The 21,823-nt window shown below is 58.4% G+C and carries 22 protein-coding genes and 1 pseudogene; 5 read left to right on the forward strand and 18 right to left on the reverse strand.

The genetic code is table 11. From position 1 onward, the window contains the following. Positions 1–7: 7 nt before the first annotated feature. The 9 genes from IFU29_RS04570 to nac all read right to left on the reverse strand — a co-directional run bounded on the left by IFU29_RS04570 (position 8) and on the right by nac (position 7,153). Positions 8–745, reverse strand: a complete 738-nt coding sequence (locus tag IFU29_RS04570; RefSeq protein ID WP_191932845.1) for an amino acid ABC transporter ATP-binding protein — start codon at positions 743–745, stop codon at positions 8–10. Between the two features lie 3 nt (positions 746–748). Beyond that, positions 749–1,507: an amino acid ABC transporter permease gene (locus IFU29_RS04575; RefSeq protein ID WP_191932846.1), complete on the reverse strand. Its 759-nt coding sequence runs from the start codon at positions 1,505–1,507 to the stop codon at positions 749–751. A 6-nt stretch (positions 1,508–1,513) separates the two neighbouring features. Then, positions 1,514–2,215: an amino acid ABC transporter permease gene (locus tag IFU29_RS04580; RefSeq protein WP_133841587.1), complete on the reverse strand. Its 702-nt coding sequence runs from the start codon at positions 2,213–2,215 to the stop codon at positions 1,514–1,516. Positions 2,216–2,244: 29 nt separating this feature from the next. Next, a complete protein-coding gene (locus tag IFU29_RS04585; protein ID WP_191932847.1) occupies positions 2,245–2,997 on the reverse strand; it encodes an SDR family oxidoreductase in 753 nt (250 codons plus the stop codon). 105 nt (positions 2,998–3,102) lie between these two features. Beyond that, the gene (locus IFU29_RS04590; RefSeq protein WP_191932848.1) at positions 3,103–3,876 is read right to left on the reverse strand and encodes a LamB/YcsF family protein; all 774 of its coding nucleotides are present in this window, start codon (positions 3,874–3,876) and stop codon (positions 3,103–3,105) included. Beyond that, positions 3,857–4,312: an acetyl-CoA carboxylase biotin carboxyl carrier protein gene (locus tag IFU29_RS04595; protein WP_191932849.1), complete on the reverse strand. Its 456-nt coding sequence runs from the start codon at positions 4,310–4,312 to the stop codon at positions 3,857–3,859. The genes IFU29_RS04590 and IFU29_RS04595 overlap by 20 nt, the downstream gene beginning before the upstream one ends. 19 nt (positions 4,313–4,331) lie before the next feature. Continuing rightward, entirely contained in the window at positions 4,332–5,300 is a 969-nt protein-coding gene (locus IFU29_RS04600; RefSeq protein WP_191932850.1) for a biotin-dependent carboxyltransferase family protein, read from the reverse strand. After that, positions 5,297–5,968, reverse strand: a complete 672-nt coding sequence (pxpB, locus tag IFU29_RS04605) for a 5-oxoprolinase subunit PxpB (RefSeq protein ID WP_191932851.1) — start codon at positions 5,966–5,968, stop codon at positions 5,297–5,299. Before pxpB ends, IFU29_RS04600 begins: the two co-directional genes overlap by 4 nt. Positions 5,969–6,229: 261 nt before the next feature. Beyond that, positions 6,230–7,153, reverse strand: coding sequence for a nitrogen assimilation transcriptional regulator NAC (gene nac, locus IFU29_RS04610; protein WP_191932852.1), 924 nt, complete (start codon positions 7,151–7,153; stop codon positions 6,230–6,232). 315 nt (positions 7,154–7,468) lie between these two features. On the opposite strand from nac, the gene IFU29_RS04615 reads away from it, so the two are divergent. Beyond that, complete coding sequence (locus tag IFU29_RS04615) at positions 7,469–8,677, forward strand: aspartate transaminase (RefSeq protein ID WP_191932853.1); 1,209 nt, start codon at positions 7,469–7,471, stop codon at positions 8,675–8,677. Positions 8,678–8,689: 12 nt separating this feature from the next. Continuing rightward, positions 8,690–9,382: an RraA family protein gene (locus IFU29_RS04620; protein WP_191932854.1), complete on the forward strand. Its 693-nt coding sequence runs from the start codon at positions 8,690–8,692 to the stop codon at positions 9,380–9,382. Between the two features lie 294 nt (positions 9,383–9,676). Here the strand turns inward: IFU29_RS04620 and IFU29_RS04625 are convergent, their stop codons facing one another. Further along, the gene (locus IFU29_RS04625) at positions 9,677–10,615 is read right to left on the reverse strand and encodes a 2-hydroxyacid dehydrogenase (RefSeq protein WP_191932855.1); all 939 of its coding nucleotides are present in this window, start codon (positions 10,613–10,615) and stop codon (positions 9,677–9,679) included. A 111-nt stretch (positions 10,616–10,726) separates the two neighbouring features. Next, positions 10,727–11,239, reverse strand: a complete 513-nt coding sequence (locus tag IFU29_RS04630) for an SRPBCC domain-containing protein (protein WP_191932856.1) — start codon at positions 11,237–11,239, stop codon at positions 10,727–10,729. A gap of 121 nt (positions 11,240–11,360) precedes the next feature. Here IFU29_RS04630 and IFU29_RS04635 point away from each other — a divergent pair, with 121 nt between their 5' ends. Both IFU29_RS04635 and IFU29_RS04640 read left to right on the forward strand, forming a co-directional pair. After that, a complete protein-coding gene (locus IFU29_RS04635; RefSeq protein WP_342214448.1) occupies positions 11,361–12,263 on the forward strand; it encodes a LysR family transcriptional regulator in 903 nt (300 codons plus the stop codon). An 86-nt stretch (positions 12,264–12,349) separates the two neighbouring features. Further along, positions 12,350–13,366 (forward strand): annotated as a pseudogene (locus tag IFU29_RS04640) (NADH:flavin oxidoreductase/NADH oxidase); the annotation flags it as partial. Between the two features lie 129 nt (positions 13,367–13,495). On the opposite strand, the gene IFU29_RS04645 reads toward IFU29_RS04640, so the two are convergent. The 4 genes from IFU29_RS04645 to IFU29_RS04660 form a co-directional block, all read right to left on the reverse strand. After that, positions 13,496–14,020, reverse strand: a complete 525-nt coding sequence (locus IFU29_RS04645) for a PadR family transcriptional regulator (protein WP_191932859.1) — start codon at positions 14,018–14,020, stop codon at positions 13,496–13,498. Position 14,021: 1 nt separating this feature from the next. Further along, complete coding sequence (locus IFU29_RS04650) at positions 14,022–14,810, reverse strand: siderophore-interacting protein (RefSeq protein WP_191932860.1); 789 nt, start codon at positions 14,808–14,810, stop codon at positions 14,022–14,024. Positions 14,811–14,935: 125 nt separating this feature from the next. Continuing rightward, positions 14,936–16,366 (reverse strand): EmmdR/YeeO family multidrug/toxin efflux MATE transporter, encoded by a 1,431-nt coding sequence (locus IFU29_RS04655; protein WP_191932861.1) that lies wholly within the window; start codon positions 16,364–16,366, stop codon positions 14,936–14,938. Between the two features lie 136 nt (positions 16,367–16,502). Continuing rightward, positions 16,503–17,399, reverse strand: coding sequence for a Kdo hydroxylase family protein (locus tag IFU29_RS04660; RefSeq protein ID WP_191932862.1), 897 nt, complete (start codon positions 17,397–17,399; stop codon positions 16,503–16,505). A 176-nt stretch (positions 17,400–17,575) separates the two neighbouring features. On the opposite strand from IFU29_RS04660, the gene IFU29_RS04665 reads away from it, so the two are divergent. Next, positions 17,576–18,649, forward strand: a complete 1,074-nt coding sequence (locus IFU29_RS04665) for a LacI family DNA-binding transcriptional regulator (RefSeq protein ID WP_191932863.1) — start codon at positions 17,576–17,578, stop codon at positions 18,647–18,649. A gap of 58 nt (positions 18,650–18,707) precedes the next feature. On the opposite strand, the gene IFU29_RS04670 is transcribed toward IFU29_RS04665, so the two are convergent. The 3 genes from IFU29_RS04670 to dacD form a co-directional block, all read right to left on the reverse strand. Next, on the reverse strand, positions 18,708–19,025 hold the full coding sequence (locus IFU29_RS04670; RefSeq protein ID WP_062742786.1) for a DUF496 family protein: 318 nt from the start codon (positions 19,023–19,025) through the stop codon (positions 18,708–18,710). A gap of 161 nt (positions 19,026–19,186) precedes the next feature. Then, positions 19,187–20,245 carry an FUSC family protein gene (locus IFU29_RS04675; protein WP_062742787.1) on the reverse strand — a complete coding sequence of 353 codons (1,059 nt, stop codon included), beginning with the start codon at positions 20,243–20,245 and terminating at the stop codon, positions 19,187–19,189. 196 nt (positions 20,246–20,441) lie between these two features. Then, on the reverse strand, positions 20,442–21,587 hold the full coding sequence (gene dacD, locus IFU29_RS04680) for a serine-type D-Ala-D-Ala carboxypeptidase DacD (RefSeq protein ID WP_191933127.1): 1,146 nt from the start codon (positions 21,585–21,587) through the stop codon (positions 20,442–20,444). Positions 21,588–21,823: the final 236 nt, after the last annotated feature.

A 21,823-nucleotide genomic window follows, 5' to 3' on the forward strand; every position in this document is an offset into this window, starting at 1 on the left:
GGTGAGATCAGTGCTGACGCAGATCGGTCAGGAAACGTTGGGCGCGCTCATGTGCGGGCCGGGTAAAAAAATCTTCAGGTCGGGCTTTTTCGAGGATCTTTCCTTCATCCATAAACCACACGGTGTCCGCCACTTCACGGGCAAAATTCATTTCGTGTGTCACGCACATCATGGTCATGCCATCCCGTGCCAGACCGCGCATCACGTTCAGCACTTCCCCGACCATTTCCGGGTCAAGCGCCGATGTCGGTTCATCAAACAGCATCACTGGGGGCTTCATCGCCAGCGCCCGGGCAATCGCCACGCGCTGCTGTTGCCCACCGGAGAGCTGAGCGGGCCAGGCATTGGCTTTGTGTGCCAGACCCACGCGGTCGAGTAAAGCCAGCGCCTGTTGCTTCGCCTCGCTGCGCTTCATCCCCAGCACTTTCACGGGTGAAAGCATCACGTTGTCGACCACCGACAGATGCGGGAACAGGTTAAAACTCTGGAACACAAAGCCAATGCGCGCCCGCAGCTTGTTCTGCTGCATGCCGCTGCTGTGAATATCATGACCATCGAACACGATCTGGCCCTCCTGGATCGGCTCCAGGCGGTTGACAGTGCGGATCAGGGTAGATTTGCCGGAACCGGACGGGCCACACACCACCACCACCTCACCGCTGTTCACTTCCGCGTTGAGGTCGGCCAGGGCGTGATATGCGCCATACCACTTATTAACCTGATTAAACCGGATAATCGGATGCATGCCTTACTCCTCAATAACGGGTTTGGTCACCAGCAACGTGCCGGACTGTGAAGAGGCCACCGGATGGCTGCGATTACGTTTCTGCGCAATGCGCCGCTCCAGCCAGTTCGCCAGCCACGTCAGACTGAAACAGATGATGTAATAGCTCAGTGCCACAATGGCAAACACCTGGAAAGGTTTGGTCAGCAGCTGGTTATTGACCTGGTTGGCCGCAAACGTCAGCTCAGGAACGTTGATCACATAGCCCAGCGTGCTGTCTTTAATAATCGAGACCAGCTGGCTGACCAGGCTTGGTAACATGTTGTAGAGCGCCTGCGGCAGGATCACCAGACGGAAGGTGCGGGTGTAGCTCATGCCCAGCGCACGTGATGCCTCGTACTGCCCCGGCGGTAGCGCCTGGATACCGGCACGGACGATCTCCGCGATATAGGCACTTTCATAGATCACCAGGGTGATCAGCATGGTGCCGAAGCCGCTCAGGGTGTGCCCCAGTAACAGCGGCAGACAGAAGTAGGTCCAGAACACCACCATCAGCAGCGGGATACCGCGCAGCACGTACACCCAGGCGGTCGCTGGCCAGCGCAGCCAGCGGTAAGGTGACACACGTGCCACGCTTAGCAGTACGCCTAGCGGCAGCGCAAACACAATCGCCAGTAATGACACCAGTAAGGTACAGAGCACCCCGCCCAGCGGGCCGTTCGGATACTGCCCCATCAGGAACAACATGCCGTTCTGCTGTAAAATCGTCAGCATTTCCGTCATCAGACGTTACCTCGCATAGACACGTTGGAAACGTTGCGCCAGCAGCGCACCCGCGCCCATCAACAACAAAGAGAAGAACAGGTAACAGAGCGTTGACACCAGGTATGCTTCAAAGGTACGGAAGGTGTAGTTTTCGATTTCCCGCGTCACGTAGGTCAGGTCTGCCACGCCAATCACCATCGCCAGACTGGTGTTTTTAAACAGCAGCACCGTGTGGTTAATCAGTGCAGGTAACGCATTACGAATGCCCTGCGGCAGAATGATCAGATGCATCGACTGCATATATCCCATGCCGAGGGCGCGGGCGGCTTCCGTCTGCCCCTCCGGCGTTGCACGCAGCCCGCTGCGGATGTCCTCGGAAAAATACGCCGCCTGGCACAATCCCAGCGCCACCAGTGAGAAGACAAATTCGGCGTTGAAATCATTCAGCCACATCTGCACCGATTCCGGCAGCAGCGTGGGGATAGCGAAGTACCACATCATCAGCTGGATCAGCGTAGGCACATTGCGGTGATAAGAGACATAAGCGGCCACCAGCCACTGCAATACGCGCAGATTACTGAGGCGGATCACCACCAGCAGCATCGCCAGTACCATCGCCAGCAGCCAGGAACCCAGCGCCAGTTGCAGCGTGAGCAGCATGCCGTCGATGATCATCTGCCCGTACTGGCCATGCAGAATGACGCTAAAATCAAGTGAACCGTTCATTGTCGCTTGCCCCTCAGTTAATCAGCTTATCAGCGGGTAGCATTGCCAGGACGCATGGTCGACAGCCCACCCGGTACCTGGAGTGTCGGCGTGATCTCGATATGACCAATATTCACCGCCACCGGGGCGGCCAGCGCAAAGGCCACGGTATCGGCGATATCTTTGGCCTGCGGCAGCTCAAAGCCATCGATAAACTGGCGGCGTGCGCCCTCTTTATCTCCGGAGACATTACCGAAGATATCTGTCGCCACACGGCCTGGGCAGATTTCGGTGATACGCACACGTTTGCCATAACAGTCGACACGCAGCTGACGGGAGAGTGCATGTACGCCCGCTTTGGTGGCGTGGTAAATCGAGTTGCCGCCGAAGTTGTAGATCGCCGCAATCGAGGTGATGTTGATCACATGGCCGCAGTCACGCTCCATCATGCCCGGCACCAGCAGGCGGCAGAGATGCAGCACGGCGCGCAGGTTCACATCCACCTGGGTGTCGACATGCTGCTCTTCGGCATTAAGAATGGAGCCAGGATGCGAAACCCCTGCGTTATTGACCAGAATGTCAATCGGCAGGTCGCGGCAGACTTCGGTCAGTGCGTTAACATCTGCAACATCCACCACGTGGGGAATACACCCGGTGCGGGCCGCCAGGCGTTCCAGCTCATCACTGCGTCGTGCCAGCGCATGCACCACAATGCCCTCTTTACACAGGCGCTCGACGATGGCTTCCCCCATGCCGGCGGATGCGCCAGTGACCAGGGCCGTTTTGTAATCTGAAAAAGGCATAATGCACTCCTGTTATTCTTCTGGTGTTTTGACTCTATCCCCCCGGGCTTGCCAGGGGGTAAGAGGTAAAGCCTTTGTGGCAATAAGCCACTCTTATAACCGGGCTTAACGGCCTTTTTGTTGTGACAGCGATCTGATTTCTCCGCCATTTGCCTGGATATCCCGGCGCAGACGCGCAATCAGAGCCAGCGCCCCCGGCGTGTCACCGTGCAGCAAAATGGAGGACACATTCATCGGCAGCCGCGTGCCGTCGATGGCCGTGATGGATCCGGTGGTCAGCAGGTCGATCACCCGGCGGCTCACCTCTTCCACATCATGAATAACGGCTCCCGGCGAACCGCGCGGCACCAGCAGGCCATTAGCCTGAAAGGCCCGGTCGGCCAGGAAGGTACAGGCAACGTGCAGCCCCAGTTCCCGGGCGCAGCGTTCAACGGCATTGCCCGGCGTGGTGCTGATAATCAGCGCGGGATCAAAAGCCTGCACCGCCTGTAACAGCGGCCGTGCCAGCGTCTCCTCTTCTGCCGCCATATTGCCCAGTGCGCCGTGAAAACTCATGTGCGTCAGCGGATAGTGGGCAGCACGGGCAAAGCCGGATAACGCCCCCAGTTGATAGGTGACATCGTGCGCAAGCCGGGCCGGGTCGATCTGCATCCGGCGGCGACCAAACCCCTGTAAATCCGGGAAACCAACGTGGGCACCCAGGTCAACACCGTGTTGTTTCGCCAGCGCAACGCTGCGAGCCATAATGGTGGCGTCCCCCGCATGAAATCCGCAGGCCACGTTCGCCGAGCTGATCAGTGCCATCAGTCCGGCATCATCCCCGAGGGTGTAGTCGCCAAAGCCTTCGCCGAGGTCGGCGTTAAGATCGATGCTGCGCATGGCTCTGTTCCTCTGTCTGTGGTTTTTCCTGCGGCAGCAATTGCATCAGCGCCTGGGCGTACTCCACTGCCTGACCTTGTGTCGCCTCAATGCTTGTCAGGATGCCGTCCTGCGGCGCACGGACCGGCAGGCAAAGCGGCCCGGCCTGAACCAGCGCCAACAGACAGCCTGCTTCCACCGGCCCGGAAACGGGGCCGACGTTTTTACCGCTCAACGGGTCCTGTAACCAGAGGCGGCCCGGCATCGGTGCCGTGACGGCAACCGGCATGACGGGCAATGCTATGGCAGCAACCGGCTCGGGGGCGGCGGCGGGCCGCTGACTTCCCGGCTGACAGGTCATGCGAATGGCATAGTCCGCGCTGTTAATTTGCAGGCTGGTCAGGCCGCTACGCTGCATCTGATTGACCAGGCCCTGTAACTCTCGAAATGCTAACATTCGTTCTCCTTTTATCGGGTCAGCCCGCGCTACGGCGGTAACGTTCAATCTGATGACACAGGTTATCCAGCCAGCGGTCCTGCACCTGCTGTGCCTGCTGTGCCTGAAGCCGATCCACTTCCACAAAACGTACCTGGCTGCCCACCGGCACCTGTCCCAACAGCCACATGTCGGCGTCGATCACCGTCCCCAGTTTCGGATAGCCTCCGCTGGGTTGTGCATCACGCATCTGAATAATCGGCTGGCCGCTATGGGTGACCTGGATAACGCCCGGGATGATGCCGTGAGAACGCATCTCCAGCGGCACTTTTGCCACCAGCCCTTCGCCTTCCAACCGGTAGCCGTAGCGGTTGCTTTGCGGTGTGATACGCCACGACTGCTGCCAGAAGCGCTGGACCGATTCCGCCGTGAAGCGGGTGTATTCGGTCGCGGGCAGCACGCGGATTTCCGACACCTGCAATGGGCCTGCTTGCAACGTCAGTCGTGGTGAGGGAATACCGAAGTCAGAGGCACCGCGATAGTCAGGGGTGCGGGCGTTCAGCCGGTCGCCTGCCCTGAGGCCGCGTCCCTGCCAGCCGCCAAATTCACCGCGTAACTGCGTGCTGCGCGAACCGAGCACCCGGGGAACATCCACCCCACCCGGCAGGTGCAGATAGCTGCGGGCGGAAAAACGCGAGGCATTGAGCGTCAGCACTTGGCCTGCGCGGGCGTGTGCCACCCACCATGCGGGAACCGGCTTGCCGTCCAGCGAGGCCTGGCTGTCGCCGCCGCTCAGGGCAAACAGGCCATCGCTATGAAAACGGACACGGAAAGGAAACAGCGGGACTTCAATCACTGCGTCGTCCGGGTGATTACCCAGCAGCGCATTACCGAGGCGCAGCGCCAGAGGGTCCATCACCCCCGCCGTACCGACGCCGTAATGCAGCGCGCCGAAGCGACCATTGTCCTGCACGCTGGTGAGCGGTGTGGTACGTTCAATTTCGATCATGCCAGCACCTTTTCCACGCGAAAACGAATGCTGTCACCGGGCTGCAAGCGCACCGGCGGTTCAGCGTGGGCATCAAAGAAGATAAAATCCGTGCGGCCGATGGTGTTCCAGCCGCTCGGTCCGGCGGAGGCGGAAACGCCCGTCTGCACACCGCCAATCGACACTGAACCACCGGGAATGCTCTGCACCGGGGTACTGCGGCGTGGCGTGGCGATCTGCGGGTCCATATTGCCGAGATAGCAGTAACCGGGATGGCTACCGAGGGCATAAACCGGATAGAGGGGTTCGCTGTGACGCTGAACGATTTCCTGGATCGTCATACCGGTGTGTTCCGCCACATCGCAAATATGCGGCCCCGGTTCGCCACCGTAGATGACGTTCAGTTCGATGATGCGCCCGGAGAAGGTTTTACTCTCCCCCCGCTCCCACTGGCGCAGCAGCTGTTCCGGCAGCAATGCGGCCCCGCACCACTGTGGGTCGAACACCAGCATCAGGTTGTTCATCCCCGGCACCACGCCGCGAATACTGTTCAGCCTGGCGCTGTAGTCTGCCAGCGCCCAGATGCGCTGCTGGTTCACGAGTGAGAGTGCCCCCGGCGCTTCAAACAGCAGCGCGTGGGTGCCCAGCCAGCTGATTTGCGGTGCCTGTAACTGACCTGCTGGATCCATTCCTCATCCTCAACATCATATCCGTCAACGGAAAGCCCGACATAAGGCCACTGTAGCCCGGTCGTTCTGCCAGTCTGTAAGAGGGTTTCGCTTTAGGGGGATAAGACAGACTTATTACTCTTCATCTTTCAAGCTGTAGGGGCGTTGGCTGCCCCCCAGTCACATAGTTATCTATGCTCCTGGGGATTGGCGGGTTTGCCGCCTTCCTACCGCTCGAATGATTTTGAGTCATTGACTCGTTGTACCCGGGATAAGTGCCGGTCACCCCACCAGCGTCAGTGGGCGATTGTCCTGGGTGCGTTCGGCCATCAGCGCCAGCAGGATTTTTTTCACCGCCTCGGCAGGCTGTGAAAGCGGCAGGTGATCTGAGGTACAAAATGAGAGTGGCGCCTGAATGCCCGGATCGACAATCTTCGCCATGCGTGCATGGGCCTGCGCCACCATGTTGCGCGCAATGGACTCCGGCAGAATAGTGGCACCGAGGTTCTTATCCAGCGCCAGCGCCAGTGTGGAGGCTGACTCAATTTCACATTTTACGCTGTAAGAGAGGTTTTTCTGCACGAAGGCTTCATCGACCAGTTTGCGCATAATGTTGTAAGGACGCGGCAGGAACAGCTCCAGATGTGCAATCTCTTGCAGGGTAACGGTTTTACCAAAGCTGGCGGTGGCCTGCGGCGTCACCAGATACAGGTCCTCTTTCATCAGCGGGATAAACGCCAGCCCGTGCACCTGACGGTTGCCATACAGCACCGCCATATCCATACGCCCGCTCATGATCAGTTCACTGAGGGTGGTGCCGAAGCTTTCATTAAAATAGAGCAAAATGCCCGGGTGCTGTTTACGCACTTCTTCCATCAGCGGCAAGGCCAGCAGCGAGGCCGCCGTACCGGGCGCCAGCCCGACCGACACCTGCCCACTCAGTGCCTGCCCGGCACCATCAATAGCACTTTGTGCCTGTTCGCACTGGCGCAGGATCGCCTGGGCGTGCGCATAAAGAATATTGCCCGCCTCGGTGGGCGTGACGCCGCGTTTGGTGCGGATCAGCAGTTGCTGTTTGACTTCGCCTTCCAGCGATGCCAGCTGCTGGCTGAGGGCAGGCTGCGCGATGTGCAGAATATCAGCTGCCTGAGTCAAACTGCCGACATCGACAATTTTGATAAAGTATTTGAGCCGCCTGAGATTCATCGTGACCTTCCTCTTCTGCGCTGCGGTAACCATCGGGTGAAGGGGAATATAGCAAGATCCAGACCACTCTAAGGGTGAGCGCCGACACACCAGGAAAGTTAATATGTAAAACAGTGAGATAGATCTCGATCTTAACCGTTTTTTAACATCCTTTTTCTCCGTTCTGTGATGCAGCGCTGCACCAATAAATGGCTTTTGCTTATGGCTCTGCCCCATCCATAAGCTTTCGCTCTTGAATCAGAACAAACTCCTCTTAGCCGAAGCGCGCCGGTGTTCGTAACTTAAGGCTATTACGCCACCGACCGGAGTGTTGCCATGAGTGCCATCCATATTGCTAATCGCGTTACCCGCATTAAACCCTCGCCGAGCAGTACCGCTTCCGACCGCGCCAATGCGCTAAAACGTGCCGGAAAATCGATTGTTAATCTGGTGGTGGGTGAGCCGGACTTTGACACCCCCGCGGTGATCCGTCAGGCCGCCAGCGCCGCGATTGAGCGGGGCGAAACACGCTATACACAGAACAATGGTACCCCTGCACTGCGTACGGCGATCGCAGAGAAGTTCCTGCGCGAAAACCGTCTGACGGTGAATGCCGACGATGTGATTGTCACTAACGGGGCCAAGAGCGCCATTTTTAACGCCTTTGCCGCCACGCTGGAAACCGGCGATGAAGTGCTGATCCCGGCACCTTTCTGGGTTTCCTATCCGGATATGGTGCTGGCCTGCGATGGCCGCCCGGTGATTGTCACCTGTAGCGAGCAGGACGGGTTCAAACTGACACCGGAAAATCTGCGCGCGTCGATTACCAGCCGCTGCCGCTGGCTGCTGATTAACTCCCCTTCCAACCCGAGCGGTGCCAGCTATACGCGTGCCGAGCTGCGCGCACTGGCCGATGTGCTGCTGGATTATCCGCACCTGGCGATCATGACCGACGATATTTACGAGCATATCCGCTATGACAATGCGCCGAATGTGCATCTGCTGGAGGTGGAGCCGCGCCTTGCTGACCGTACCCTGATCGTCAACGGCGTGTCGAAAACCTACGCTATGACCGGCTGGCGTATCGGTTATGCCACCGGGCCGAAAGCATTGATCGCGGCGATGGGCACGCTGCAATCGCAGTCCACCAGCAACGCCAGCTCCGTCAGCCAGGCTGCGGCACTGGCGGCGCTGAACAGCGGCACCGAATTTATCACCCACAGTCTGGAGGTTTACCGCCAGCGCCGTGACGACATGGCCGCCCGTCTGAATGCCATTCCCGGACTGAGCTGCCGTCTGCCGGAAGGCGCCTTTTATCTTTACGTCAACTGCGGGGGTCTGCTGGGGAAAACCACGGCGGAAGGGCAACGTCTGTCAACGGATAACGACGTGGTGCTGTGGTTGCTGGATACCGCTGGCGTTGCGGTGGTGGCTGGGGCTGCTTACGGCCTGTCGCCTTATTTCCGCCTGTCGATTGCTACCGATTTACCTGCCTTGCAACAGGGCGCGGATCTGATTGCCGCTGCCGTTGCCAGCCTGAACTAAACGAGGATTGTTATGACTGTTGGTAACCGTATTTTCTTACAACGTGATTTACAGGCCGCGCCCTGGGTTGAGGCGTTCCGCACCCTGCCTGCGGCTGTAGTTGCAGACTGCATGAGCCGTCTGCCTGCGCTGGCCTGCGATATTCGGCTGATGAGCAATCCGTCCCATTCCACCATGTGCGGTCTGGCGGTGACGGTCAAAGCCCGTTCCGGTTGTAATCTGATGCTGCATAAAGCGATGGATATGGCAGGTGCAGGCGATGTGATCGTGGTGTCGAACGAGGGCGATCGCAGCCAGGCGCTGATGGGGGAAGTGATGACCACCTGGGCACGCCAGCGCAATATTGAAGGACTGGTGCTGGACGGCGCGATCCGTGATATTGAGGGCATCAGCAAGATGGATTATCACCTGTACGCTGCCGGCGTCACGCCCGGCGGGCCGTTTAAAGATGGCCCTGGTGAGATCAATGTGCCGATTGCCTGTGGGAATATTCATGTCTCGCCGGGCGATATCATTCTCGGCGATCACGATGGCGTGATAGTGATCCCCAAAGCAGACGCCGCACAGATACTGGAAGCGGCACAGGCCTACCTGATTGTTGATGAGCGCAATTTTGAACTGGCACAGCGCGGGGAGCTGGAACGGGAGTGGATCGACCCCTGGCTGGCCGGTAAGGGCGTAGAAGTGATTGACGGGCAGTATTAAGCTTTTGCGATCTGTCGCAGGCTCTGCTGATCTGCACGATTGTCCAGGTCAACATCAAAACCCAGGTCAAAACCCTAACCAATACACAGAGAGCGTCATGCTGTTGCGGTTTTAAAATCCACAGCGAGCAACGATTCTGCGGGGATGGGGCCAGTTTGAAGTAAGCCGGACGTCACGCGACAGAACGTCGCGTGCCGAGGCCAGCAGGGAGGCGGGTCTTGCCGATCCGGCGTGCTCAAACTGGCCCCGGACCTGAAGCCAGACAGGAAGCCATTAATTTTTGTGGGGATATTTCTACTCCACGGGCGTGACCGCCCCCTTCCCTGCAAACCATCCCGCCAGATTATCCACCACATTTTGTGCCATCGCCTGACGCGTCTCGACCGTTGCACTGGCAATATGCGGCATCAGTACCGTGTTGGTCAGCGCCGCAAAACGCGCATCAATCCCCGGTTCATTATCAAACACATCCAGACCGGCACCGCGAATAGTATGATTTTGCAGCGCCTCAATCAGGTCATCCTCATTCACCACCGCTCCGCGCGCAACATTAATCAGAATGCCCTCTTTCCCCAGCGCGCTGAGGATCTCTGCATCCACCTTCTTGCGGTTACGCGCATCTCCCGGCACGGCCAGCACCAGAAAATCACTGAACTGCGCCAGCTGATGCAAATCGCCAAAACGCTGCCATCCAGGCTCACTGCTCTGGCGGCTGTTGCAGTAACCGATCTGCATATCAAAACCCACACAGCGCCGGGCAATCGCGGCACCAATCTTACCCAGCCCCATAATCCCCACGCGTTTACCGCACAGCTTATAACCCAACTGCGGCGGGCGTTCCTGCCAGGCCCCGCTGCGCAGAAACGCATCCTGCGCCACGATCTGCCGTGACACACCAAGCATCAGAGCCAGTGCCAGATCCGCCACGTCATCCGTCAGAATGCCGGAGGTGATGGTCACCGTGATATCACGATCGCGGGCAGCCGACAGATCGATACCATCGGTGCCAACACCAAAAACAGCGATCAGTTCCAGCGCAGGTAGCGCAGCCATCAGATCGGCCGCCAGCCCGACATCTCCCCGGGTGGCAACCGCTTTGATCTTGCCTGCATGTTCCTCAAGAAAGGCGGCCACGTCCGTCTGTTCATACAGACGATGACAGTGATAGTGCTGGTGCAGAACCTCGCTCAGTTCCGGCATCAGTGGCTGAATAATCAGAATGTCCTGTTTCATTGCGAGTACCTTTATTATTAACGTCAGGGTAAGAGGAAAAACACGTTAATAACCTGGCAGAGTTTCGCTATCCCTCCAGCAACATTCTACTTATTACCTGATAAGCTGAGCTTATTGCTGCGCGGTGCGGGCTGCTGCAAGCAGGCCATCCAGCCACGCCTGATGACCATTGATCATCGGATTGGGGCGTACAGACGCCAGATCGCGGGCAGGTTTACCGTTCTGTGTTTCCTGCGTCAGCAAGCGGACGCGGCCGCCCGGCAGTGCTTCAATCAGCCAGGCATGATGTACATCCAGGCGGTTTTCGCTGTCGTCTCCGCACCCGCCGTGCCAGGCGATGCGTCCGGCCCGGCCCGCCAGCGGTGGCACAAACTCGTTTACTTCGGCCTCGACCGGGAAACCAAAACTGGTAAAGCGGAAGCGTGCGCCATCCGTCAGACGTGGGCCAGTGCCATCGTGGAAACGTATATCACTGGCATTGCTGTAGTAACCCGGCCATGCCGCCGTATCGGTCAGCTTGTCCCACAGGGCGGCGACGCTGACACCGGTAACGATCATTTCATTGGAGGCAAAGTTATCGCTTAAACCCGGGATATAGCCTTGCGGCCAGATAATGCTGTTCATCAGGGAGATGCCTTTTCGTTGTGAAGTTAAGGCTATGCTGCGCCCGCCTGAGACATAAAACCAATCGCCATCTTTTATTTAAGATATCATCAAAACAAATATCTTAATCCGTGAGCCTGCCATCATGACCGATATCCGCACGCTGGATCTTAACCTGCTGAAAACTCTGGACGCGCTGCTGGATGAACGTAGCGTGACCCGCGCCGCGCAGCGGCTGGCCCTGACGCAGCCGGCGGTCAGCGGGATGCTGACCCGGCTGCGCGAGTGTTTTGATGACCCGCTGTTTACCCGTACCCGTCACGGCATCACCCCCACCCTGCGTGCGCTGGAGCTGGCCGCGCCGGTGAAACAGATCCTCGGCGAAGTCAGCCTGCTGCTGCAGCCGACGGTTTTTCAGCCTGCCAGCGCACAGATGTCACTGCATATTGCCGCTACCGACTATGCGCTGAGTGCCGTTGTCGTCCCCTTTATTGCCGCGCTGCGCCAGCAGGCACCCGGCGTGCGCGTCAGCGTGCAGCCGGTGATCTACGGGCGGCTGGCAGAGCAGATGGCCCGGGGTGAAACCGACCTGGCACTGGTCACTCCGGACACCACGCCGCCGGAGCTGCACGCCCGCCACCTGTTTGACGAGCAGTACGTCTGCCTGCTGCGCCCCGGGCACCCGGATGCGGGAGCAGGTACCCTGCCCTTAGATCGTTTTTGCGCGCTCGATCATGCGCTGGTCTCACACAGCGGAACGCAGTTTCGTGGCGTCACCGATGAGGCTCTTGCGGCTGTCGGCCGGCAGCGCCGGGTGACGCTGGCGGTCAGCAGCTTTCTGGTGCTGCCGGAGATCCTGCGCAGCAGTGACCTGATCGCCGTTGTGCCGCAGCGTCTGGCAGCCAGCGCTCCCGATCTGGTGCAGATGGTCCCGCCCGTGACCCTTAGCGGTTTCAGTAAAACCGTGGCCTGGCATGAGCGCAGCCACCGCGATGCGGGACACCGCTGGCTGCGGGCGCTGCTGTTCGCTACGCTGTCGTCGTGATTAGCACTCGACGCTTATCGGCCCGCGTGCTTCGTGGCGTAATGTTACTGACTGTCTCTCTAACCCATTAATATTAAAGGTTGATTATGTCCGCACTGTTTACGCCGTTTACCCTGAAAGATGTCACGCTGCGTAACCGCATTGCCGTCCCCCCTATGTGCCAGTACAGCGCCGAAGATGGTCTGACCACCGACTGGCACCAGGTCCACTATCCTGCCATGGCACGCGGCGGTGCCGCTCTGGTGATCGTGGAAGCGACCGCGGTATCACCGGAAGGTCGTATCACCCCGGGATGTACCGGGCTGTGGAATGACCAGCAGGCAGAAGGCATGGCGCGGATTGCCGCATCGATTAAAGCCGCAGGTGCCGTACCGGGTATTCAGATTGGGCACGCCGGGCGTAAAGCCAGTGCTAATCGTCCGTGGGAAGGCGACGACCATATCGCCGCCGGGGATCCGCGCAGCTGGCAGACCCTCGCCCCGTCCGCCGTGGCGTTTGGCCATCATCTGCCGCAGGTGCCGAAGGCAATGACCCTGGAGGATATTGCCCGGGTGAAAAGGGATTTTGTCGCTGCCGCGTGCCGCGCGCGCGATGCCGGGTTTGAGTGGCTGGAGCTGCACTTCGCCCACGGCTATCTGGCCCAGAGCTTCTTCTCCGTTCACGCCAACCAGCGTACCGACGAGTACGGCGGTGACTTCGCCGGGCGCAGCCGTTTCCTGCTGGAAACCCTGGCTGCCGTCCGTGACGTATGGCCGGAAAACCTGCCGCTGACGGCGCGTTTTGGCGTGATTGAATATGACGGGCGTGACGAGCAGACGCTGGCAGAATCCATTGAACTGACCCGGCTGATGAAGCAGGGTGGCCTGGATATGCTTAACGTCAGCATCGGTTTCTCGATTGCGGAAACTGAGATCCCGTGGGGGTCTGCCTTCCTGGCTCCGGTGGCAGCGCGCGTGCGTCGTGAAGCGGATCTGCCCGTGGCGTCGTCGTGGGGCATTGAGGTGCCAGAGGTGGCCGAGCGGGTCATTGCGGAACAGCAGATGGACCTGGTGATGATTGGCCGCGCCCATCTCGCCAACCCCCACTATCCGTACTACATGGCGAAGAAACTTAACGTTGAGCAGCCCTCGGGGGTTCTGCCTGTGACGTATGCGCACTGGCTGGAACGCTATCGTTTAGGAGAGTAGTTCACTGAAGACCGGGGCGTTCATCCCCGACCGCCCCGGTCTGTTTCAGCTACGTTCAATCTTCTTTGCGGCCTCATCCAGCGCATCAATAATGGCAAACAGCGTCTGCTGTGACAGCCCGTCCTGCGACAGGCGCACGTTGAGCGCCGTCTTCATATTATGGATAGCGCGCTCCACATCCGGCAGGCTGCGGTTGTTGACCAGTACGGCCAGCGTGGAAAGACGCTGGACAATCGCCGTCACGGCAGGCTGATGCTGCGCCAGCTGCGCCTGTCCCGCCGCTTCCAGTCGGTAAGCTTTACGCGCCGCCAGCGGGTCGACGACGGCAATGCACTCCATCTCCTCCAGCAGCGTCAGATTGGGATAAATGATCCCCGGACTGGGGGTATATTCCCCTTTCGACAGTTCCTCAATGGCTTTGATCAGCTCGTAGCCATGCGCGGAGCGCTGATGGAGAAAATGCAGCAGCAGCAACCGGATATCGCTGGCATCCACTATTTTTTCCCGACGCTTTCTGCGGCCCACGCGGGCTGCGCTGTCTGCCTGGCAGGCGGAGGATCCCGACCGCATCTTACTTGTCGTGCCAGTAGGCGACGGCACGCACATAGGTCGCATCGCAGCCGCGCTGTTCAATAAAATAGTCACTGAGTTTTTTGACAAACTCACCCTCACCCGTCAGCCAGATAAAGTAATCCCCGGCCGGCAGCGGCAGCGTATTGAAGGTATCAATCAGTGCAGCCAGATTTTCTGACTGCATATTGCCGCTGCCCATCCAGGTGACATCAACGCCATTCAGCTTTTCCAGATAAGCCTGACCGACGGCTTCATCCACCCACGCGAACAGCTTATGCTGCTGACCGCTGAGGGTCTCCTGACGGCGTTTAAAGGCGGGCAGCCCGCTTTCATCACAGACATACAGCTGGAAAGCATAATCATCCGGCACCACCAGCGAACCGCGCGGCCCGCCAATGGCCAGCCTGTCGCCAGGCTGTGCCTGTGCCGCCCAGTCGCTGGCCACGCCGCCGTCATGAATAAAGAAATCCAGCGTCAGGGTGTTCGCCACCCCGTCAAAAAACAGCGGCGTATAGTCACGGGAAACCGGACGCGCTCCCTCTTTCCACACCACGCCCTCCTCCGTGACCTCCGGCAGGTTCAGCGTGCCGCTGCTGTCGGGGAAGAACACCTTGATGTGGTCATCAAACCCGGGCGAGATGAAGCCAGACAGATCCTCGCCGCCAAAATCGATGCGCCAGAAGCTTTCGGCCACACGGGTTTTGCCGGTGACGGTCAGCTGGCGAAAACGCAACTCATTGCGTACGCGCTGCGGCGCCCGGCTTGCTTTCACAGAATCAGTGGACATGTTTACCCTTCGTTTTTGTTGAAATCAGGAATCATTCTCATTCGAGAGTAAAATATATCTATGATATATCTTGAACGCAAGCACTGTCAGGCTGATCCCCGGGCAAAAAGGGTGCAATCTGTGCGTTATTTCTGTTCCGGCAGGGGCCGGTATTTCCACAGCCAGCGTCCGCTGTTCATCCGGCGGTAGAAGCATGCCCCCCGGATCATCCAGTCCAGGAACATCCCCATCCAGATCCCCACTACGCCAAACCCCAGCACGACGCCCAGCAGATAGCCAGCCACAATCCGTCCGCCCCACATACTCAGCAGGGATACCCACATGGTATAGCGCGCATCGCGCGCGCCCTTCAACCCGGCGGGAAGCACCCACGATGCCGCCCACAGCGGCATAAAAGCGGCATTCAGCCACACCAGCAGTTTCACCACATGGATGACCTCTTCGTCCCGGGTATAGAACTGCGCCAGCAGCCCGGCAAACGGCACCGTCAACAGCGCCAGCGCACAGAGAAAGAAGGTCGACATCCAGAAGATATAGCGCAGCTGGCGCTCCGGCTGGCCTAACTGCCCGCGTCCAAGGCGTGTGCCGACAATGATCGTGGAGGCCGAACCGAGCGCATTGCCCGGCAGGTTAATCAGCGACACGATGGAGAAAGCAATAAAGTTACCGGCAATGACGTCGGTGCCCATCCCGGCGACAAAAATCTGGGTTAACAGCTTGCCGCCGTTAAACAGCACGGACTCAATACTGGCCGGAATGCCAATCCCGAGAACTTCCCGCAGGATGCTCATATTCAGCCGGGTAAAATAGCTTTTCAGTGAGATTTTCAGCGCCGGGACAAAACCAATCACCAGCACGTAAATCACCGCCGCCGCGCCGATATAGCGTGAAATCGTCAGTCCCAACCCGGCACCAACAAATCCCAGCCCGTGCCATGAGAAACAGCCATAGATCAGAATGCTGCTGATGATGATGTTGAGGATATTCATTCCGCCGTTGATCAGCATCGGAATTTTAGTATTTCCCGCCCCGCGCAGAGCCCCGCAGCCGATCAGTGCAATGGCGGCCGCCGGGTAGCTCCAGGCAGTGGTTTGCAGATAGGAGAGCGCCAGCGCTTTCACCTGCGGCTCGGCTTCACCGGCAATCAGATCGATGATCTGCGGGCCTGCGAACTCAATCGTCAGCGCCAGCAGGACGGCAAACACCGTCATAATAATCAGCGACTGTCGGGCTGCGGCAACCGCTCTTTCCCGGTTAAGTTTACCGAGGCTGAACGCCACCACCACCGTGGTGCCGAGGTCGATAGCGGCAAAAAAGGAGATGATCACCATGTTGAAGCTGTCGGCCAGACCAACCCCGGCCATCGCTTCCTTTCCCAGCCAGCTGACCAGGAAGGTACTGAGCACCCCCATCAGCAGGACGCAAAGATTCTCAAAAAAGATAGGCACGGCAAGGGGGGTTATTTCACGCCAGAACAGTACCCGCGAAGAACGTCTTTTCGGATACCATGCAGTACGCTTTATCGCCTGCTGCAGAGAAACGCTGAGGTTTTGCAAGATTGATCCAGTTTTTCACAGGGGAAAATGAGCCTACGCTAACCAGATGATGGTAAAAGACCGGTCAATATGCAAAGTCTTTTTATGTTTCAAAATACGGCAAAAATAGGCGGCCGGTCCGGGCCGCCAGGTCCCTTTACAGCAGGCGTCGGTGCAGCAGTTTTTCCAGCACCGCGACAGGGGCCTGTTCAGGATGTTTCATACCGGTTACCGGCAGTAGAAACGTCTGCTCCAGCATAAACTGACCGCCCATGGCAGCGTGGGGCGTCTGATCGGCGAAGCAGATCCAGCTGCTGCCCGCCGGTAAGGACAGGGCGACCTGGGGCCCCTGCTCCTGATAGCCCTGATCCGCTTTCATCGCATCATGCAGCCGCAGCATCATATGATCGTACCCTGTACGAAAAGATTTGGTCATGCCCAGACGGTGTTGCAGCCAGCTGTTCAGGGGAGAATAGCCTTTCATATGCGGCATGAAGCGCTGTGCCAGCACCGGGAACGGCTCACCGACGCGCCACTCGCGGTGCTCACCTGCGGGATTGATATTGGTAAAGATACGCAGGATGCGCTCCCCCTGAATCGGCCGGGAGGGGAACGCATCGACGTGCAGGCGGCTGTCATCTTTGCGCCATGAGCTCTTTTCCCGCCACGCTGTGACCGGGTGCAGGCGCAGCGTATTGACCGGCGAGTGCAGTACATGGCTGTATTCGGGCAACAGCGCATCCACCAGTTGCAGACAGTGACGATAGTAACGCGCCAGCAGCTGGCTAACCTGAGGGGCATTTTCCGGGCGGGCAATGCCACGCAGCTGGCCTTTATCTGCATTAAAGCTGATATTTTTGCGTTTAGGATCGGTCAGTGCCGGGTTCAGTAACGCCTGTTCCTCTGGCAGCAGGGAGAACGTCAGGCGGGGAAGAAACAGGACTTTACCCTGCTCCAGTGACTCCAGCGCGTGCGTATCGGGCAGGGACTCATCCCAGCGGGTCAGGGGCAGCGTACAGATGACCTGCTCCCGGGTTAACGATTGTTCAGACATATTATATCCTTATAGACTGCTGTAAGATCCTGTGAGTTCAACGAATAGTATATTCTGCGGTTTAAATCAAAATTAAACCGGAGTTCAACCGGATGGACAGAATCGGTGCAGCCGCGCAGCAACGGATGCGGATCCCTTTTATTGCTAAACTGCGCTATTAAAAACAGGAGTTAACCATGAGATCCCGCTCTGTGACGCTGGAGGATGTCGCCAGCGCCGCCGGTGTGTCCTATCAGACCGTATCCCGGGTGCTGAACCATTCAAGCCAGGTCGCAGAACAGACCCGCAAACGGGTGGAGGCGGCCATGCTGGCGCTGAACTACGTGCCCAACCGGGTCGCGCAGCAGCTGGCCGGGAAAAATACCCGAACGCTCGGTCTCGCCACCAGCGATCTGGCGCTGCTGGCCCCGGCGCAGATCGCCTCAGCCATCCAGCGGCGAACCAGCCAGCTGGGCTATCATCTGGTGATCGCCATGGCGGACGACGGTGGTGCGCAGCAGGCGGTCAGCGATCTGCTCTCTCAGCGGGTAGACGCGCTGTTAATCAATGTGCCGCTGGATGCCCAGGCGGCGCAGCAGATCGAACGGATGGCGGCCTCCCTGCCCTGTCTGTTTCTGGATGTCGCTGACGACGCCGACGTGCCCAGCTGCAGCTTCAGCGCCCATACCGGCGCGCGCCAGGGCGCGGAGCATCTGCTGCAGCTCGGGCACCGGCGTATCGCACTGCTTAACGGCCCGGCAGACTCGGTGGCGGCACGCGCGCGCACGGCGGTCTGGCGTCAGGTGCTGGAGGAGCATCATCTGACGCCTGTCTGCCAGTTTGAGGGCGACTGGAGCGCACAGTCGGGCTATCTGGCCGTGATGCAGCTAATGGGGCAGGTCTTACCAACGGCCCTGTTGGTGGCAAACGATCAGATGGCACTGGGTGCGATGCAGGCGCTGCATCAGATGGGCGTAGCGGTACCCGCTGACGTCTCGGTGGTGGGATACGATGATACGGCCGACAGTGCCTGGTATCAGCCGCCCCTGACCACCGTGCGCCAGGATATGCGCCATCTGGGTGAAAGAAGCGTTCAGTGGCTGACTGACCAGCTTGAACAGCCCGGCAGGCAGGCGCTGCTGCCGCCCTTTGCCACCGACCTGGTGGTGCGGGCCAGCACAGCCGCGCCGCGTGCCGCAAAACGCCTCGCGCATCCGGTGGCGGCCGAGCTGCGGCGACTGGCGCAGCAGCTGGACAATGACGGGCAATAAAAAAGCCGGGCTGCGTAAGCCCGGCTTTCTCGTGTTGCGCTGAACTGACCGTGCGTCGTTACGCTTTCGGTTCGCCCAGAGATTTCAGTTTCTTGGACAGGTCACGGCGCTCTTTCGACAGGTCAGCATTTTTGATGATGTAGTCATCAACGCGATCTTCGTAATCGCTGCGCATGCTGGCGATAATCTCCTGGATGGCTTCCACGCTCATGCCTGGCTTGATGTACTCGCCGAGGTTGTCCAGCAGCAGCACACGCTTCTGGTTATCACGGATTTTCTTTTCGTTGTCGGTAATTTCACGCTGAAGCTTGTTCTTACGACGGAACATACGCACGAACTCCAGTACGTCCTGAAATGATTGTTTTGCATTTTCCATGAAGACACCTTTCATTTGGGCCTGCGCATACAGGCATCATTATCGTGGCTATCAGCTTAACGGCGGGCCGCTGCCGATGGCAATTTTAAACTTACTGAACCGGATTCCCCCTATCTTACCCTGAAGCGAGTCAGCTCGCAGTAAGTTGTTGCTGGAACATTCTATTTTCGCAACGTCAGGCGGATCAACTCGGTCAGTCTTTCTAACTGGCTGGCCATTTCCAGGCTCAGCCAGACATAGCCGTGGATCGGTGTTTCCACCAGCTCGTCGCTGTCTGATTCCGCGATCAGCTGACGTAATTCGCGGGTGATTTCTGCCAGTTCCTCGCTGTTGGCCGCCATTTTACCCGTGTCACCTTCAACGATCACACGTGACAGCGCGCGCAGGGTATTTTCCGTCATCTGCTGGGTTCTGCGCAGCGCCGGCGCATTCAGCATAATCAGATGGCTCTGGCGCGATGCCCACCAGGCATTCAGCTGAAGCTCCAGCGTACAGACCAGGTTGCGGTTCAGGGTCTGGATCCCCTCAAACACCGAGCGCGGCGTACGCGTCTCTTTGCTGGAAGGCTCAATCAGCGCACGCATTTTGATCACATTACTCAGCAGGCGCTGCAGCGGACGCGTCAGGCGCGGTTTCTCCACCAGGTTAGGCGAAAATCCGGCATGATAGACGCGGGCGGTTTCCAGCAGCAGGTCGGAGAGTTGGATGCGCCAGTGGGTATAGGCCTTCTGTGAATAGATACTGGTAAACAGGAGCGCCAGCAGCGACCCGAGGATCACATCCCCCCCGCGCCACAGAGCGGTGGTCATATCACCCGGCACCCCGCCGCAAATCACCGCCAGTGTGATACCAATCAGCAGCGCCATATACGGGTGCTTACCCAGCGTCAGAAAACCGCTGATAAACATCACCGCTGCACACCATATCAGCATCACCGGCAGAGAGATCAGCTCCAGCTTGAGTGCAATCAGCCCGGAGATAGAACCAAAGATCGTGCCGCCAATACGCTGAACCGCGCGGGGGAAAACATTGCCCCACGAGGAGATCGGCCCCATCACCACCACCAGCGTGATCAGCGGCCAGCTGCCTTCCGGGATCGCCATCACCCTGACCAGCAGGAACGTCAGAATGAAGGCCAGCGCGATACGCACGCCGTGCACAATGCGATAATTACGATACAGGCTGAATTCAAACGCCGTCAGCGGCTTGTCCGGTCGCAAAGGTGGCTCCGAAAGAAGAAGAATGAGCGGGACATCATACCTGAAGCGGGGGACGGGAGCAGACGGAGAATCGCCGTTTTACGGCTGTTTTTCCCCTCATTTAATCAGGGTAAGCAGCAGAAAACACTTAACTTACCCTGTGGAAACATAGCATTAATCACCCGTTTTCTTCTGACGGATGACATTCACACTTTTATCACAACTTCAGCTTGATCCAGTCGCTGATGCGGGTCACGATCCCAGCCTCCTCAACCGGCTGAAGCGCCACCAGCGGATAGCTGGCCAGCGTTTTGTCACCTTCTACCAGCTGGATTGTGCCCACCTGCTCATGCAGTTTGATTGGCGCTTCCAGATCCTTACGGTCGATGACATATTTGGCTTTCACCTTTTGCACCTCATCACGCGGCAGCGCCAGGAACACATCTTTTTCACTGCCGAGCGAAATGCGGTGCGGGTTACCGTACCACACGGTTTCATGACCAATCTCTTTGCCGGCGTGGAACAGCTGCACCGTATCAAAGTTATTCTGGCCCCAGGTCAGCAGCTTACGCGCCTGCTCTTCCCGCCCTTTTGAGCTTTTCCCCCCCATGATCACCGCAATCAGGCGGCGCTGGCCGTCGACGCTGGAGGCGATGATATTAAAGCCGGCACTTTCGGTATGCCCGGTTTTCAGACCGTCAACATGCAGCGTTTTGTCCCACAGCAGCCCGTTGCGGTTCTGCTGGGTAATGCCGTTCCAGGTGAGCGATTTCTCACTGTACATCTGATAAAAATCTGGCTCCCCGCTGATAATGGCCCGGGAGAGGACGGCGAGATCACGAGCCGTGGTAAATTGTCCGGGCGCATCCAGCCCGTGTACGGTTTCAAAGTGGGTGTTGCTCAGGCCCAGCTTGTCGACGTACTGGTTCATCAGCGTGACAAAACTGGCCTGGCTACCGGCAACATAATCGGCCAGGGCAACACAGGCATCATTGCCAGAATCAATGATCACCCCGCGGCTGAGGTCGCGCACCGACACTTTATCCCCCGGTTTCAGGAACATCAGCGATGAGCCTTTGAATACCGGATTGCCTTCGGCCCAGGCGTCCTTACCAACGGTAACAATATCGTCACGGGTGATGCGCTTTTTATCAATGGCGCGATCCACCACATAACCGGTCATCAGCTTCGTCAGGCTGGCCGGGTTCCGCCGCTCATCCGGATTGCCTGATGTCAGGATCTGGCCAGTGGTCGCATCCATCAGCACCCAGGAGGCGGCATCAATCGCCGGGGACGTTAACGGGAACGCCAGCGCGTCCTGCGCGGGCTGGCCGGCGGTAACGGCAGCACTGCTCAACGCCATGACCAGACACAAACTTGCAAGCTGATGCTTTTTCAACGATCGATCCTCAACATATGCAGAATAAAAAACTGCGCCTGTTGTACGGCATCCGCCATGTCTTTGCGTGACTAAATTGCAAGAAAATATGAATAAATCAGGGGATTAGCGGAAATTTTTTTTGCTGGCCTTCCCTCTCCTGCCTGCGGGATGTTTCCGTCCTGCCGCGAGGCAGTGCCAGGGTGCCAGGGCGGTCAGCC

Source organism: Erwinia persicina, assembly GCF_014838825.1.
GTDB lineage: Bacteria > Pseudomonadota > Gammaproteobacteria > Enterobacterales > Enterobacteriaceae > Erwinia > Erwinia persicina_A.